Here is a 14694-nt window from a genome sequence, read left to right as displayed (position 1 = left end):
TCGGGAATACCGGAGCCCCTCACCGGGATTCACGTCACATCGACATGATGGCCATCGTCAAACTGACGTGAACCGGTTATGATAGATAGCGTCAAATCGACGAGAAGTCGTTGAAGGTGTCCCGCTTGACCCGCCGGGTCCGGATCCTCCGGTCCCGGCGAGCCGCAGAACAGAAAGGGTGCGTGTCGTGACCACCGCCCAGACCCAGGAGCTCGACGTACAGCCGACGCCCCTCGCCCTGCTGCTCCTCGGCCGTGAGGCCGACCCGAGGAGCGAGCGCGGCGTCGAGTGTCCCGGCGATCTGCCCTCGCCGTCCGACCCGGACCTGGTCGAGCGCGCCCGCGCGGCCAAGGAGAAGCTCGGCAGCAAGGTCTTCGTGCTCGGCCACCACTACCAGCGCGACGAGGTCATCCAGTTCGCGGACGTGACCGGCGACTCCTTCAAGCTGGCCCGGGACGCGGCCGCGCGCCCGGAGGCCGAGTACATCGTGTTCTGCGGTGTGCACTTCATGGCCGAGTCCGCGGACATCCTGACCTCCGACGACCAGAAGGTGGTCCTGCCCGACCTCGCCGCCGGCTGCTCGATGGCCGACATGGCGACGGCCGAGCAGGTCGCGGAGTGCTGGGACGTGCTGACCGAGGCCGGCATAGCCGGGCAGGTCGTGCCCGTCTCGTACATGAACTCGTCCGCGGACATCAAGGCGTTCACGGGCAAGCACGGCGGCACGATCTGCACCTCGTCCAACGCCAAGCGGGCCCTGGACTGGGCCTTCGAGCAGGGCGAGAAGGTGCTGTTCCTGCCCGACCAGCACCTCGGGCGCAACACCGCCGTCCGCGACATGGGCATGTCCCTGGAGGACTGCGTCGTCTACAACCCGCACAAGCCGAACGGCGGGCTGACCGCCGACGAGCTGCGCGCCGCGAAGATGATCCTGTGGCGCGGCCACTGCTCGGTGCACGGCCGCTTCAGCCTGGACTCGGTGAACGACGTGCGCGAGCGGATCCCGGGCGTGAACGTCCTGGTCCACCCCGAGTGCAAGCACGAGGTCGTGGCGGCGGCGGACTACGTCGGCTCGACGGAGTACATCATCAAGGCCCTGGAGGCCGCCCCGGCCGGCTCCAAGTGGGCGATCGGGACCGAGCTGAACCTGGTACGGCGCCTGGCGAACCGTTTCGCGCCCGAGGGCAAGGAGATCGTCTTCCTCGACAAGACGGTCTGCTTCTGCTCGACCATGAACCGCATCGACCTGCCCCACCTGGTCTGGGCCCTGGAGTCCCTGGCCGAGGGCAACCTGGTCAACCGCATCGAGGTCGACAAGGAGACCGAGGCGTTCGCGAAGCTGGCGCTGGAGCGGATGCTGGCGCTGCCGTAACCTCCGGCGCCACCACGCGCGAAAGGGGCCGCACCCGAGGGTGCGGCCCCTTTGGTCCTGTCGCTAGACCTGCGCCGGCTCGGGCTCCGGGTGCACCGGAGTCTCCGTCTTCGCCGCCCGCTTCGCCGCGCGCTTCTTCGCCCGGCGCTCCTTGCGGAGTTCCAGCATCGCGTACAGCGTCGGGACGAGGAGCAGGGTGAGCAGGGTCGAGGTGATCAGGCCGCCGATCACGACCACCGCCAGCGGCTGGGCGATGAAGCCGCCCTCGCCGGTGACGCCCAGGGCCATCGGCAGCAGGGCGAAGATCGTCGCCAGGGCCGTCATGAGGATCGGGCGCAGGCGGTGGCGGCCGCCCTCGATCACGGCCTCCACGACGCCGTAGCCCTGGCCGCGGTACTGGTTGATCAGGTCGATCAGCACGATCGCGTTCGTCACCACGATGCCGATCAGCATCAGCATGCCGATCATCGCGGGGACGCCCATCGGGGTGCCGGTCGCCACCAGGAGTCCGATCGCGCCCGTCGCCGCGAACGGGATGGACACCAGCAGGATCAGGGGCTGGGCGAGGGAGCGGAAGGTCGCCACCAGCAGCATGAAGACGATCGCGATCGCCGCCAGCATCGCCAGGCCCAGGTTGGCGAACGCCTCGTCCTGGTCCTGGGAGACGCCGCCGATCGACGCCGTCGCACCCGCCGGCAGCGTCAGGCCGTCGACCTTGGACTGGAGGTCCGCGCTGACCGCGCCGGTGTTGTCACCGGTCGGCTTCGCGGTGATCGTGGCGGCGCGCTGGCCGTCGATACGGGTCATCGACACCGGGCCGTCCACCAGCCGCACGTCCGCGATGTCGCCCAGCCTCACCGGGCCGAGGCGCAGGTCCTGAAGCTGCTTCAGGGTCGTGGCCGGCTTCGCCGACCTGATGACGACGTCCCGCTCGCTGTCGTCGAGGGTCGCCTGGGCCGCCGTGTTGCCGCGGACCGCCTGGGCCACCGCCATGCCGAGGCTCTGGTCGTTGAAGCCCGCCGCGGCCGCCTTGTCGTTGGCCTTGACCGAGATGCGCGGCACGCTCTGCGCCAGGTCGCTGGTGACGTCGGTGACGTCGTCCAGGCCCGCCACGGCTTGCCGGACCTGCTCCGCCGCCTTGCGCAGGACCTCCGCGTCGGCCGCCTTCACGACCACGCTCAGGTCCTGGGCGCCGAAGCCGTCACCCGCGGCGATGGTGGTCGTACCGATGCCGTCCAGCTTCTTCAGGCCCGCCTCGATACGGTCCTGGACGTCGTCGTACGACGCCGAGTCCTCCAGCATCACCTGGTACGACGCCTGGTTGGTGTCGGTGCCGCCGCCGAAGGCCGCCATGAAGCCGGACGAGCCGACCGTGACCTGGTAGTCCTTGACGCCCTTGGTGCCGGCGAGCAGCTTCTCGACCCGCCGGGCCTGCTCGTCCGTCGCCGCCAGGCTGGTGCCCGGCTTCAACTCCTGCTTGACGGTGAGGACTTCCTGCTCGCCCTGGTCGAAGAAGTTCGTCTTCAGCAGCGGCGCCATGCCGAACGTGCCGATGAGGACGACGATCGCGAGCAGGACGCTGGTCAGCCGGCGGCGCGTCGCGAAGCGCAGGACGGGGACGTAGAGGCGCTGGAGCCTGCTCTTCGCCTCCTTCTCCTCCGCCAGCCGGCGCGCCTCCTCGGCGTCCTCCGGCGTGCCCTTCGGGGCGCGCAGGAACCAGTACGACAGGACCGGTACGACCGTCAGGGACACCAGCAGCGACGCCAGCAGGGCCGCGGTCACCGTCAGGCTGAACGAGCCGAACAGCTCGCCCACCATGCCGCCGGTCAGGCCGATCGGCAGGAAGACGGCCACCGTGGTGAGCGTCGAGGAGGTCACCGCGCCCGCCACCTCGCGGACGGCGGTCAGGATCGCCGACTGGCGCTCCTCGCCGTAGCCGAGGTGCCGCTTGATGTTCTCCAGGACCACGATCGAGTCGTCGACGACCCGGCCGACGGCGATGGTCAGCGCGCCGAGCGTCAGCATGTTGAGGGAGAGGTCCCTGGTCCACAGGACGATCAGGGCCAGGACGACGGAGAGCGGGATGCTCACCGCCGTCACCAGCGTCGAGCGGACCGACGCCAGGAAGACCAGGATGACCAGGACCGCGAAGAGCAGGCCCAGCGCGCCCTCCGTGGTCAGGCCGTCGATGGACTTCTCCACGGCCGGGCCCTGGTCGCTGACCACGGTGACGGTGGCGTTCGAGCCGAGGTCCTCGCGGATCTCGGGGAGCTTGTCCTCGACGGCGTGCGAGATGGCGACCGCGCTGCCGTCGCGGTCCATGGTGACGGCGACCGCGAGGGACGGCTTGCCGTCGGTGCGGGTGATGGAGTCGGCCGGGGCCTGCTCCTGCTGCACGGAGGCGACGTCGCCGAGGCGGACCGGCTTGCCGCCGGACGTGCCGTCGCCGGTGACCATCAGGTCCTCGATCTGGCGCAGTGAGGTGAAGCCGCCGCCGACCTGGACCGTGCGGTTGTCGCCGTCCTCGTCGAAGGAGCCGGCCGGGACGGTGGCACCGCCCGCCTGCAGCGCCTGGGAGAGGGCCGCCGAGGTCAGGCCGGCCTTCGCCAGCTTCGCGTCGTCCGGGGTCACGGTGACCTGGAGGTCGCGTACGCCGTCGACGGTGACCTGGCCGACGCCGTCGATCTCCTTCAGGTCCGGCACCAGGGTGCGGTCGAGCTGGTCGGCCAGGGCCTGCTGGTCCTTGGTGGAGGTGACGGCGAGGACGACGGTCGGGATGTCGTCGGTGGAGCCGGCGATGACCTGCGGGTCGACGTCGTCCGGGAGCTGGACGCGGGCCCGGTTGACGGCCTGCTGGACATCGGCGACGAGCTGCTTGTTGTCGGGGCCGTAGTCGAAGGACGCCATGATCACGGCGTTGCCCTCGCTGGCCGTGGAGGTGACGCCGGTGATGCCGTCGACGGCTTCCAGGCTGTCCTCGATCGGCTCGACGACCTGCTTCTCCACCACGTCCGGCGACGCGCCCTGGTAAGGGGCGAGCACGGACACCACGGGCAGTTCGATGGAGGGCAGCAGCTGCTGCTTGAGCTGGGGTATCGCGATCGCCCCGAAGGCGATCGCGATGATCGACATCAGGCCGATCAGGGCGCGCTGGGCGAGGCTGAATCTGGACAGCCAGGACATGGGTGAGGATCTCTCTTCTGTGAGCGGCAGAAGTGGCTTCTAAACCCTCTGTCATCCATGAGTGCCGTTTCGTAGGCCCCAGGTCCATTTCCTTATACGGCGCATACTCCGGGCGCAGTACGCGCCGTCGCGGTCACTCCACCCTTGGACGTACCAGCCCCGATTCGTACGCGATCACCACGAGCTGGGCCCGGTCGCGGGCGCCGAGCTTGGACATGGCCCGGTTCACGTGCGTCTTCACGGTCAGCGGGCTGACCTCCAGGCGCTCGGCGATCTCGTCGTTGGAGTGCCCGCCGGCCACCTGCACCAGGACCTCGCGCTCGCGGCCGGTGAGGGCGTCGAGCCGCTCGGCGCGGGCCGGGTCGCTGTCGTCGCCCGCACCGTCGCCCTGGGCGAGGAACCGGGCGATCAGCCCCTTGGTGGCGGCCGGCGAGAGCAGGGCCTCGCCGCCGGCCGCGACACGGATGGCGCTGAGCAGCTCGTCGGGTTCGGAGCCCTTGCCGAGGAAGCCGGAGGCGCCGGCGCGCAGCGACTGCACGACGTAGTCGTCGACCTCGAAGGTGGTGAGGATGACGACGCGGACATGGGCGAGCCCCGGATCGGCGCTGATCATGCGGGTGGCGGCGAGGCCGTCGGTGCCGGGCATCCGGATGTCCATGAGCACGACGTCCGCGCCCTGCTCCCTGGTCAGCCGCACCGCCTCCGCGCCGTCGGAGGCCTCGCCGACGACCTCCATGTCGGGCTCGGAGTCGACCAGCACCCGGAAGGCGCTGCGCAGGAGGGCCTGATCGTCGGCGAGCAGGACGCGGATGGTCATACGGGGTCCTCGTCTGTCACGGGGCGTAACGCGTCGTCGGCTGTCATCCGGCGTCCTCCGCGGCGCGGGTACGGCTCTTGACCGGCAGGATCGCATGGACGCGGAAGCCGCCTCCGTAGCGGGGGCCGGTGGTGAGGGTGCCGCGCAGGGCGGTCACGCGCTCGCGCATGCCGAGCAGGCCGTGGCCGCCGCCCTCGGGCAGTTCGTCGTCGCCGGCGCCGTCGTCGAGGACCGTGATCTCGATGTTGGGGCCCACGCGGACGACGCTGACCTCGGCCTTGGCGTCCTGGCCGGCGTGCTTCTGCACATTCGTGAGGGCTTCCTGGATCACCCGGTAGGCGGCCAGGTCGACGGCGGCGGGCAAGGTGGTGCCCTGGTCGGCGCGGGCGACCTCGACCTGGAGGCCGGCGCTGCGGAAGGTGCCGGCGAGTTCGTCGAGGCGGTCGAGGCCGGGGGCGGGTTCGGTGGGGGCCTCGGGGTCGCCGGACTGGCGGAGCAGGCCGACGGTGGCGCGGAGCTCGTTGAGCGCGGAGCGACTGGCCTCGCGTACGTGGGCGAGGGCCTCCTTGGCCTGGTCGGGCCGCTTGTCCATGACATGGGCGGCGACGCCGGCCTGCACATTGACCAGGGCGATGTGGTGGGCGACGACGTCATGCAGGTCGCGGGCGATGCGGAGGCGCTCCTCGGCGACGCGGCGGCGGGCCTCCTCCTCGCGGGTGCGCTCGGCCCGTTCGGCGCGCTCGCGGATGGTGGCGACGACGGCGCGGCGGCTGCGGACGGCGTCGCCGGCGGTGGCGCCGATACCGGTCCAGGCGAAGATGGCGAGGTTCTCCTGGGCGTACCAGGGCAGCGGGCCCACGAGCATCGCCGAGCCGGTCAGGACGGTGATGGTGAGCAGGCCGACGCGCCAGGTGGTGGGGCGGTCGGTGGTGGAGGCGACGGTGTAGAGGGCGATGACCGCGGACATGGCGACGGGCGCGCGGGGGTCGCCGGTGACGGACTCCACGACGGAGGCGGTGCCGGTGAGGGCGAGGACCGTCATGGGGGCGCGGCGGCGGAAGACCAGGGCCGCGGAGCCGAGGGTGATCAGGACAAGGCTGAGGGCGTCCGGGGTGCGCAGGGCCCAGGTGACGCCGTTCTTGCCGTGCGGGTCCACGAACGAGCCGGCCACCATGCAGGCCAGTACGCCCACTGCCAGGGCGGCGTCCAGCGCCATGGGGTGCGCCTTGAGATGACGCCGGGCCCGTTCGAGGGTGTTCACGTCTGATTACGGTACGGCGTGCCCGCGGGGCGCGGCAGGGGGGCTGCCCGGAGGTTCCTCGCGCGGAGCCCGTCTCACCCCGGGATCAATCCGTCGTCGCTCAGCAGCTCCCGGACCTCCTCCAGCGTCGCGTCCGGCGACGGCAGGATCAGCTCGGACGGTTCGAGGGAGTCGTCGGGCAGACGCTCGCCCAGTTCGTGGACCTTGGAGAGGAGCGCGGTGAGGGTGCGACGGAAGCCGGGGCCGTCGCCGTTCTCCATCTCCATCAGGAGCTCGTCGTCGAGCTTGTTCAGCTCGGGCAGGTGGCTGTCGGACAGCTTCACCTGCCCCTCGCCCATGACCCGGACGATCATGTCGCCCATCTCGCCCTCCTCGGCGTGGGCCCCGGCCGTCGGCTACTGCTTGTCGAAGCGCGGGGTGTCCTGCGGCTGCTGCCGGTCCTGCTGCGACGACTGATCCGTGCCGCCCTCGATGGCCTGCTGGCCGGCCGACGGGCCGCCCGCCAGCTCCGCCTTCATGCGCTGCAGCTCCAGCTCTACATCCGTACCACCGGAGAGCCGGTCCAGCTCGGCCTGGATGTCGTCCTTGTGCATGCCGGACTGGTCGTCCAGGGCACCCGAGGCGAGCAGTTCGTCGATGGCTCCGGCCCTCGCCTGGAGCTGGGCCGTCTTGTCCTCGGCACGCTGGATCGCCAGGCCGACGTCGCCCATCTCCTCCGAGATACCGGAGAAGGCCTCGCCGATCCGGGTCTGCGCCTGGGCCGCGGTGTACGTGGCCTTGATCGTCTCCTTCTTGGTGCGGAAGGCGTCGACCTTGGCCTGGAGGCGCTGGGCCGCGAGGGTGAGCTTCTCCTCCTCACCCTGCAGCGTGGCGTGCTGGGTCTCCAGGTCGGTCACCTGCTGCTGGAGGGCGGCGCGACGCGACAGCGCCTCGCGGGCCAGGTCCTCACGGCCCAGCGCGAGCGCCTTGCGGCCCTGGTCCTCCAGCTTGCCCGACTGCTGCTGCAGCTGGTTGAGCTGGAGCTCCAGGCGCTTGCGGGACGTGGCCACGTCGGCCACGCCGCGGCGAACCTTCTGGAGCAGCTCCAGCTGTTTCTGGTACGAGTAATCGAGGGTTTCGCGCGGGTCCTCGGCCCGGTCAAGGGCCTTGTTCGCCTTCGCGCGGAAGATCATCCCCATACGCTTCATGACACCGCTCATGGGCTTCGCGCGCCCCCTTCTGACGGACTCCAGCTCCAGCTCCTGCGACAGAACCCACAGTACGGGCCCTGCATCCATTGACGCACTGTTCGGGGACGGATGCGCTCATCCCCAAGGACGACTGCGTACGATCCCGCTCCGGCGTAAGGAGTAGGTGACCCCCGGGTCGGTCCGCAACGTCCCCTCTGTCCCCCTACGACGACTGGTGTTGCCGGATCGTTCCCCACGGGGCTGGGGTCCAACCCCGGGCACCCCGTACCCTTGGGTTTTGTGTTCCGTAGCCGTGCGAAGGATGAGAAGGCCCAGGCCGCCGACAAGGCGCCGGTGACCGACTCCAACGAGACCCGTCACCCCGAGGCCCCGAAGGGCCGCCCCACGCCCAAGCGCAGTGCGGCCCAGTCGCAGCGTCGCAGCGTGGCCAACACGTCGATGACGCGCAAGGACGCCGCCAAGCGCCAGCGCGCGGACCGCCGGGCCGCCCTGGAGAAGCAGCGCCAGGCGCTGGCCGGGGGCGACGAGCGGTATCTGCCGGCCCGTGACAAGGGTCCGGTCCGCAAGTTCGCGCGTGACTTCATCGACTCGCGCTTCAACATCGCCGAGTTCTTCCTGCCGATGGCCGTGATCATTCTCGTGCTGAGCATGGTGCGGGTGGCGGCGCTGCAGAACATCGCGCTGCTGCTGTGGCTGGTCGTGATCGTGATGATCGTGCTGGACTCGGTCCTCACCGGCTTCCGGATCAAGAAGCGGCTCGCCGAGCGCTTCCCCGACGACAACCGGCGCGGCGCCGTGGCCTACGCGCTGATGCGCTCGCTCCAGATGCGTCGGCTCCGGCTGCCGAAGCCGCAGGTCAAGCGTGGAGAGCGGCCCTGAGCGCTGCGGCTTTCTCCGGGGGTGCGGCCGATGCCTGGCTGAGCGGTCTTGGCGGGCTGCGCGATGTCGTACGACAGGAGCTGGTGGCCCGGCAGCTCGACGAGCAGATAGCCGGGCGGTTCCCGGTGGGACAGCGGCTGCGGGTGCTCGACGTGGGCATGGGCCAGGGCACCCAGGCGCTGCGGCTGGCCCGGGCCGGTCATCAGGTGACCGGTGTCGAGCAGGACCCGAAGATGATCGCGGCCGCCCGTGCGGAGCTGGCCGACGAGCCGGAGGGGATCCGTGAGCGGGTGCGGCTCGTCCAGAGCGACGGGCGCGACACCGGTGTGCACTTTCTGCCGGGCAGCTTCGACGTCGTGCTGTGCCACGGCGTGCTGATGTACATCGAGGAGCCCGATCCGCTGCTGGCCGGGCTGGCCCGGATGCTCGCCCCGGGCGGGCTGCTGTCGCTGCTCGTGCGCAACGGCGACGCGCTGGCCATGCGGCCGGGACTGGGCGGGGACTGGGCCGGGGCGCTGTCCGCCTTCGACACCACCGCTTACCGGAACCGGCTGGGGCTGGACGTACGGGCCGACCGGCTGTCCGATCTGACCTCGACCCTCGCGGGGATCGGGGCGCCGCTGCACGCCTGGTACGGGGTGCGGGTGTTCAGCGACACGGCGGCCGACGACGCCGAGATCCCGGCGGACGTCGAGGCGCTGCTGGCGGTCGAGGAGCGGGCCGGGAAGACGGACCCGTACCGCAGCGTGGCGGCGCTGCTGCATCTGTGCGGAGTGCGCGGCTGATCCCGTTCGGGTGAGCAGCACGCGCCGGGCCCTCGTCCCGCGGTGAGACTCGGGGCATGGATGCTCGCCGTTTCCGTGCCCGGCGTTCGGCCGCCGCGATCGCCGCCCTCGTCTGCTGCCTCGGTCTCCCGCTCTCCGCGTGTTCGTCCTCGCCGGCCACGCGTGAGAAGGAGGACTCGACGACACAGGCGGCCGTGCCGAAGGCGGTCCGGGCGGTCGACGACCTCCAGGACGGCTATCTGGAGGTGATCAAGGACGTGCTGCCGTCGGTCGTGCAGATCCAGGGCCGGCGCGATCTGGGGTCGGGCGTGGTCTACGACGACCAGGGGCACGTCGTCACCAACGCGCATGTCGTGGGCGACGAGAAGACCTTCCGTGTGACGACCGCCAACAGCGAGGACGAACTCACCGCCGACCTCGTGTCCTCGTATCCGCAGCAGGACCTCGCCGTGATCAAGCTGGACAGACCGCCGAGCGGGCTGAAGGCGGCGAAGTTCGGGGACGCGTCGAAGGTCCAGGTCGGTCAGATCGTGCTGGCCATGGGCTCGCCGCTGGGGCTGTCGTCCAGCGTGACGCAGGGCATCGTCTCGGCGACCGGGCGGACCGTCACCGAGGGCGGTGAGGACGACGGCGGCGGTACGGGCGCGACGATCGCCAACATGGTGCAGACGTCGGCGGCCATCAACCCCGGCAACAGCGGTGGCGCCCTGGTCAACCTCGACAGCGAGGTCATCGGCGTGCCGACCCTCGCCGCCACCGACCCCGACCTCGGGGGCAGCGCGGCGCCCGGCATCGGGTTCGCGATCCCGGCGTCGACGGTGAAGACGATCGCCGACCAGATCATCGAGAACGGCAGGGTCGTCGACTCGGGGCGGGCGGCCCTCGGCATCACCGGCCGTACCGTCGTGAACGACGAGTACCGGGCCGCGGGGGTGGCCGTCGTCTCCGTGCAGGAGGGCGGCGCGGCCGACAAGGCCGGTCTGGAACGCGGGGACATCATCACCCGGCTGGGGGACACCGACATCACCACCATCACCTCGCTGTCCGAGGCGCTGGCCGGGGACAAGCCGGGTGACGAGACGACGGTGACCTACACGCGCAACGGCAGTGAGAAGACGGTCGATGTGACGCTGGGTGAGCAGTGACGGGAGCGGGCGAGGGCCGTGGGACCCTCGCCCCGGGTGCTCACGCGTCCGCGGCGCTCAGGCTCATCGGCCCGTAGATCTCGGTGGCGTCCTCGAACAGCCGCACCTGCTCCACACCACCCTCGAGCAGCGCCTTCCAGTGCTCCCCGATCCAGGACTCGGCGTCCCCCTGGGTGGTGAACTCCTCGGGCTGCACCGCGGGCTGGACCTCCGCCCCGTCGGCCTTCTCGAACCGCCACGTCCATGCCGCCATGTACGCCTCCAAGGTCTCAGCACCTGCACAGTGAGAGCCGGATCATGGTCCGGCTCCGCTTCTGAGCCTAGTCGGATGCGCGAGACCTGCGCCGGGGCGCGAAAATCGGTCCCGTGGAACTCACTCTCCTCGGCACCGGTGCCCCCGCGGGACTCCCCCGCCCCGACTGTCCCTGCGCCGCGTGTGCGAGCGCGCTCGGCGACGACGCGCGGACCGCCACCGCGCTGCTCGTCGACGGGGCGCTGCTGCTCGATCTGACACCGGGGGCGGCGTTCGCGGCGGCCAGGGCGGGGCGTTCGCTGGGGAACGTACGGCAGGTGCTGCTGTCGCATCCGCAGGGCGGGCCCGCCGTCGAGGTGCCGGCGGGGGTGCCGCAGCCCGGGCGGGTGCCGGACGGGCGGGAGTTGGCGCTGCTGACCGGGCATCGGGTGCGGGCGGTGGCGATGGACGCGCCGGGCACGGGGTACGCGGTGACCGGGCCGGACGGGCAGCGGCTGCTGTATCTGCCGCCGGGCGGTGCGCCGGCCGGGCTGGAGGAGAGCGCCGTCGGGATGTACGACATGGTGGTCGCCGACGTCGTGGCGCGGCCGGACGCGCTGGCCAAGCTGCGGGCGGTGGGGGCCGTCGGGCCGACGACGGATGTCGTCGCCGTACATCTGGACCATGACGCTCCGCCGGGCGCCGAGTTGCGGCGGCGGCTGGCCGCGGCCGGGGCGCGGGCGGTGCCGGACGGGACGACGCTGGTGGTGGGGGCGTACGAGGACGTGCCGGACGTGCCGCGGCGGACCCTGGTGCTGGGCGGTGCCCGGTCGGGGAAGTCGGTGGAGGCGGAGCGGCGGCTGGAGGCGTTCCCGGACGTGCTGTACGTGGCGACCGGGGGCACGCGCGGCGGGGACACCGAGTGGGCGACGCGGGTGGCCGCGCACCGGGAGCGGCGGCCGGGGTCGTGGCGTACGGCCGAGACCTGCGACCTGGTGCCGGTGCTCTCCGAGGGTGGGGCGCCGGTGCTGATCGACTGTCTGTCCCTGTGGCTGACGGACGCGATGGACTCCGTCGGGGCCTGGGACGACGCGGTGTGGGCGGATGGTGGGGAGCGGGCGCTTCGGGAGCGGGTGCGGGAGTTGACGTCGGCGGTGCGGGCGACACGGCGGACTGTCGTCGCCGTGTCGAATGAGGTGGGGTCGGGGATTGTGCCGGCCACGGCGTCCGGGCGGCGGTATCGGGATGAGCTCGGGCGGCTCAATGCTGCGTTTGCGGGTGAGTGCGAGCAGGTGGTTCTGGTGGTTGCGGGGCAGGCGGTGGTGCTTCGCGGATGAGGGTGCCACGGCTTGTTGGTATGCGTCCGCGGGTTCGTCGTGGCTTGTCGCGCCCACGCGGCGGAGCCGCAAATCGATGCAGCCCCGCGCCCCTTGAGGGGCGCTTCAGCTCAGGTTGGGTCCTTGCGGGCGATGATTCGGTACGCGTTCGAGAAGCGCGTGTGGCGTAGGAACGGGGCCAACAGGTGGTCGATGGTCCAGGCGATCGCCACCAAGGGCGCGCCCAGGCTCGACAGCAGCGACGGCAGCACGTGTGACAGGACCAATGACGTCGCGGCCGCGAGGTCGTAGGGGATGTGCGCGGTGCGGTAACCCGTCGCGACGATCGTGCAGCCCTGGGAGCGGAGTTCCTCGCACAGGGTGTCCATGGGCAGCAGGTGGAGGTGGCCCGGAGGGCTGTGCGGGACCCAGAGTCTGCCCAGCAGGGCGGCGAACAGGCACTGCGGGTTGGGGAGTTCGAGGACGAGGTGGCCGCCGGGGCGCAGGGCCGTGAGGGCGGCGCGGAGTTCCTCTCGGGGGTCGCGGGCGTGTTCCAGGTGGCGGAACATGCTGACGACGTCGTAGCGGGCGCGCAGACGGGCCGTGATGCGGGCGTCGGTGAGGCGGCCGACGTGGGCCTCCTCCACCCGCTCGGCCACGCGCGCGTGCAGGACGCGGTAGGTCGGGTCCACGCCGTCGAACGACGTGTACGGGAAGACCTCCTTCGCCGACTCCGGGAAGCGGGCGTATCCCGTGCCCACGTCCAGCCAGCTCTCCGGCTCGGGGAAGGCGAGCGCCATACGGGCGGCGGCTCTCAGCCGGCGTGGGCCGCGCCGGGTGAGCCCCAGATGGCGGGGGACGTAGGTGTGCTCCCGGCACCCGGCGGGGGTGAACGCGCAGTCGGTGTGGGGGCGTTCGGGGGGTGCGGTCGCGGTCATGGGCGGCTCCCGGGCGTGGGGGGAGTACGACAGGGCGTACGGCAAGGGCGGTGCGAGACCGTGCGAGCATGCCCCGACAATCCATTGCGAAACGGAACATATGGGATGACGATCTTGGGTGCAACGACGTCGCGCGGAGAGGGGGCTGACGTGGCGGAGCCCGTGGTGGCCATGTGGCGCTGCTCTGTTCGACCGGTGCCGGTACTGTTCGGCGAATGAGCTCGCTTAATCTCGACGACTTCTCCGACCTGATCGAGCGCCCCGACGGTGGGGTGCGCCGTGACGCCGAGGCGCGCCGTGAGCGTCAGGTCGTGCCGCCCGGGGCGCTGGGCCGCCTCGACGAACTGGGTGAGTGGCTGGCGGCGGCGCAGTCGGCCGTGCCGGTGCGGCCGATCGAGCAGCCGCGGGTCGTGTTGTTCGCCGGTGACCATGGCATCGCCGAGCTGGAGGTGTCGGCGCGGCCCGCGGGCAGCGCCGGGGAGTTGGTGCGGGAGATCCTCGAGGGCGGCCGGCCCGTGTCGGTGCTGGCGCGGCGGCTCGGGGTTGCGGTGCGGGTCGTCGACATGGCGCTGGACTGCGACCCGGAGTCGCTGCCGGAGGCGGTCGTACGGCATCGGGTGCGGCGCGGCAGCGGCCGTATCGACATCGAGGACGCGGTGACGCCGGCGGAGGCCGAGGCCGCGTTCCGGGCCGGGGTGGCGGTGGCCGACGAGGAGGCCGACTCCGGTACGGATCTGGTGGTGCTCGGCGATGTGAGCGTCGGCGGGACCACGGCGGCGGGCGTGCTGGTCGCCGCGCTGTGCGGGACGGACGCGTCCGTGGTCACCGGGCGCGGCGGCCTGGCCATCGACGACCTCGCGTGGATGCGCAAGTGCGCGGCGATCCGGGACGCGCTGCGGCGGGCCCGGCCCGTGCTCGGCGATCAGCTTCAGCTGCTCGCGACGGTGGGCGGTGCCGATCTCGCGGCGATCACCGGGTTCCTGCTCCAGTGCGCGGTGCGCAAACTGCCGGTGGTGCTGGACGGCGTCGTGGTGGCCGCCTGTGCGCTGGTGGGGCAGCGGATCGCGTTCCGGGCGCCGGACTGGTGGCTGGCCGCGCACGACAGCGGGGAGCCGGGGCAGGCGAAGGCGCTGGACCGGATGGCCCTGGAGCCGGTGCTCGCCCAGGGTGTGAAGGTCGGCGAGGGCGCCGGTGGGCTGCTGGCCCTGCCGACGGTGCAGGCCGCGGCGGCGCTGGCGGCGGAGCTGCCGGAGAGGCCGAAGGAGTCGGAGACGGCGGAGGCGGCAGCGGACGGGGAGGTCCTGGGCGCGGCCGAGGTGCCGGAGGCGTCCGAGGTCGACTAGAGGGCGAAGCGGGGCATGGGCCCATATGATCACCATTCGTGATCGCTGACACCCTCGGCCGCTGGGCCCGTGCCGGTCGGGGCCGTACGCGCCGAGGACCCCCTGTGCGCCGGCGCAGATCCTGATCGTGTTCGGAATCGCCGAGGTACGCGCGCGTGGGCGTCACGCTCGGCCCGCCCCCCGATCGGGCTGCCCGCCTCGGACGCGCACGTCGTCGGCGATCGCCGCGGTGC

The 14694-nt window shown here is 71.6% G+C and carries 13 protein-coding genes; 6 read left to right on the top strand and 7 right to left on the bottom strand.

Annotated elements, in window-relative coordinates:
* Positions 1-187 precede the first annotated feature (187 nt).
* Entirely contained in the window at positions 188-1372 is a 1185-nt protein-coding gene (gene nadA, locus IM697_RS11055) for a quinolinate synthase NadA (protein WP_194047070.1), read from the top strand.
* A gap of 63 nt (positions 1373-1435) precedes the next feature.
* Here nadA and IM697_RS11050 read toward each other — a convergent pair whose 3' ends face one another.
* The 5 genes from IM697_RS11050 to IM697_RS11030 form a co-directional block, all read right to left on the bottom strand.
* Positions 1436-4555, bottom strand: a complete 3120-nt coding sequence (locus IM697_RS11050; protein ID WP_194047068.1) for an efflux RND transporter permease subunit — start codon at positions 4553-4555, stop codon at positions 1436-1438.
* A 133-nt stretch (positions 4556-4688) separates the two neighbouring features.
* Positions 4689-5372, bottom strand: coding sequence for a response regulator (locus tag IM697_RS11045; RefSeq protein WP_194047066.1), 684 nt, complete (start codon positions 5370-5372; stop codon positions 4689-4691).
* A gap of 43 nt (positions 5373-5415) precedes the next feature.
* Positions 5416-6633, bottom strand: coding sequence for a sensor histidine kinase (locus IM697_RS11040; protein WP_194047064.1), 1218 nt, complete (start codon positions 6631-6633; stop codon positions 5416-5418).
* Between the two features lie 74 nt (positions 6634-6707).
* Positions 6708-6986, bottom strand: coding sequence for a PspA-associated protein PspAA (gene pspAA, locus IM697_RS11035; RefSeq protein ID WP_194049672.1), 279 nt, complete (start codon positions 6984-6986; stop codon positions 6708-6710).
* A 42-nt stretch (positions 6987-7028) separates the two neighbouring features.
* On the bottom strand, positions 7029-7811 hold the full coding sequence (locus tag IM697_RS11030; RefSeq protein ID WP_265582742.1) for a PspA/IM30 family protein: 783 nt from the start codon (positions 7809-7811) through the stop codon (positions 7029-7031).
* Between the two features lie 252 nt (positions 7812-8063).
* Between IM697_RS11030 and IM697_RS11025 the strand changes: the two genes are divergently transcribed.
* The 3 genes from IM697_RS11025 (at position 8064) to IM697_RS11015 (ending at position 10632) form a co-directional block, all read left to right on the top strand.
* Positions 8064-8702: a DUF3043 domain-containing protein gene (locus tag IM697_RS11025; protein ID WP_194049671.1), complete on the top strand. Its 639-nt coding sequence runs from the start codon at positions 8064-8066 to the stop codon at positions 8700-8702.
* Positions 8703-8785: 83 nt separating this feature from the next.
* Positions 8786-9487, top strand: coding sequence for a class I SAM-dependent methyltransferase (locus tag IM697_RS11020; protein ID WP_194047060.1), 702 nt, complete (start codon positions 8786-8788; stop codon positions 9485-9487).
* A 56-nt stretch (positions 9488-9543) separates the two neighbouring features.
* Positions 9544-10632, top strand: a complete 1089-nt coding sequence (locus IM697_RS11015) for a S1C family serine protease (protein WP_194047057.1) — start codon at positions 9544-9546, stop codon at positions 10630-10632.
* A 40-nt stretch (positions 10633-10672) separates the two neighbouring features.
* Here the strand turns inward: IM697_RS11015 and IM697_RS11010 are convergent, their stop codons facing one another.
* Positions 10673-10885 (bottom strand): hypothetical protein, encoded by a 213-nt coding sequence (locus IM697_RS11010; protein ID WP_194047055.1) that lies wholly within the window; start codon positions 10883-10885, stop codon positions 10673-10675.
* A 113-nt stretch (positions 10886-10998) separates the two neighbouring features.
* Between IM697_RS11010 and IM697_RS11005 the strand changes: the two genes are divergently transcribed.
* Positions 10999-12201 (top strand): bifunctional adenosylcobinamide kinase/adenosylcobinamide-phosphate guanylyltransferase, encoded by a 1203-nt coding sequence (locus IM697_RS11005; RefSeq protein ID WP_194047053.1) that lies wholly within the window; start codon positions 10999-11001, stop codon positions 12199-12201.
* Positions 12202-12311: 110 nt separating this feature from the next.
* Here the strand turns inward: IM697_RS11005 and IM697_RS11000 are convergent, their stop codons facing one another.
* Positions 12312-13118: a class I SAM-dependent methyltransferase gene (locus IM697_RS11000; RefSeq protein ID WP_194047051.1), complete on the bottom strand. Its 807-nt coding sequence runs from the start codon at positions 13116-13118 to the stop codon at positions 12312-12314.
* A 215-nt stretch (positions 13119-13333) separates the two neighbouring features.
* Between IM697_RS11000 and cobT the strand changes: the two genes are divergently transcribed.
* A complete protein-coding gene (gene cobT, locus IM697_RS10995; RefSeq protein WP_194047049.1) occupies positions 13334-14461 on the top strand; it encodes a nicotinate-nucleotide--dimethylbenzimidazole phosphoribosyltransferase in 1128 nt (375 codons plus the stop codon).
* The last annotated feature ends 233 nt before the right edge of the window (positions 14462-14694 follow it).

It is taken from the genome of Streptomyces ferrugineus (genome assembly GCF_015160855.1).
GTDB classification, from domain to species: Bacteria; Actinomycetota; Actinomycetes; order Streptomycetales; family Streptomycetaceae; genus Streptomyces; species Streptomyces ferrugineus.
Note: the sequence above shows the minus strand (reverse complement) of the source record. Positions and strands in the feature narration are given on the sequence as shown.

Bases quoted from the DNA above. Each gene is read 5' to 3' on its own strand.
- IM697_RS11050 (WP_194047068.1), bottom strand. From the start codon at position 4,555: ATGTCCTGGCTGTCCAGATTCAGCCTCGCCCAGCGCGCCCTGATCGGC.
- IM697_RS11045 (WP_194047066.1), bottom strand. From the start codon at position 5,372: ATGACCATCCGCGTCCTGCTCGCCGACGATCAGGCCCTCCTGCGCAGC.
- pspAA (WP_194049672.1), bottom strand. From the start codon at position 6,986: ATGATCGTCCGGGTCATGGGCGAGGGGCAGGTGAAGCTGTCCGACAGC.
- IM697_RS11030 (WP_265582742.1), bottom strand. From the start codon at position 7,811: ATGGGGATGATCTTCCGCGCGAAGGCGAACAAGGCCCTTGACCGGGCC.
- IM697_RS11015 (WP_194047057.1), top strand. From the start codon at position 9,544: ATGGATGCTCGCCGTTTCCGTGCCCGGCGTTCGGCCGCCGCGATCGCC.
- IM697_RS11010 (WP_194047055.1), bottom strand. From the start codon at position 10,885: ATGGCGGCATGGACGTGGCGGTTCGAGAAGGCCGACGGGGCGGAGGTC.
- IM697_RS11000 (WP_194047051.1), bottom strand. From the start codon at position 13,118: ATGACCGCGACCGCACCCCCCGAACGCCCCCACACCGACTGCGCGTTC.
- cobT (WP_194047049.1), top strand. From the start codon at position 13,334: ATGAGCTCGCTTAATCTCGACGACTTCTCCGACCTGATCGAGCGCCCC.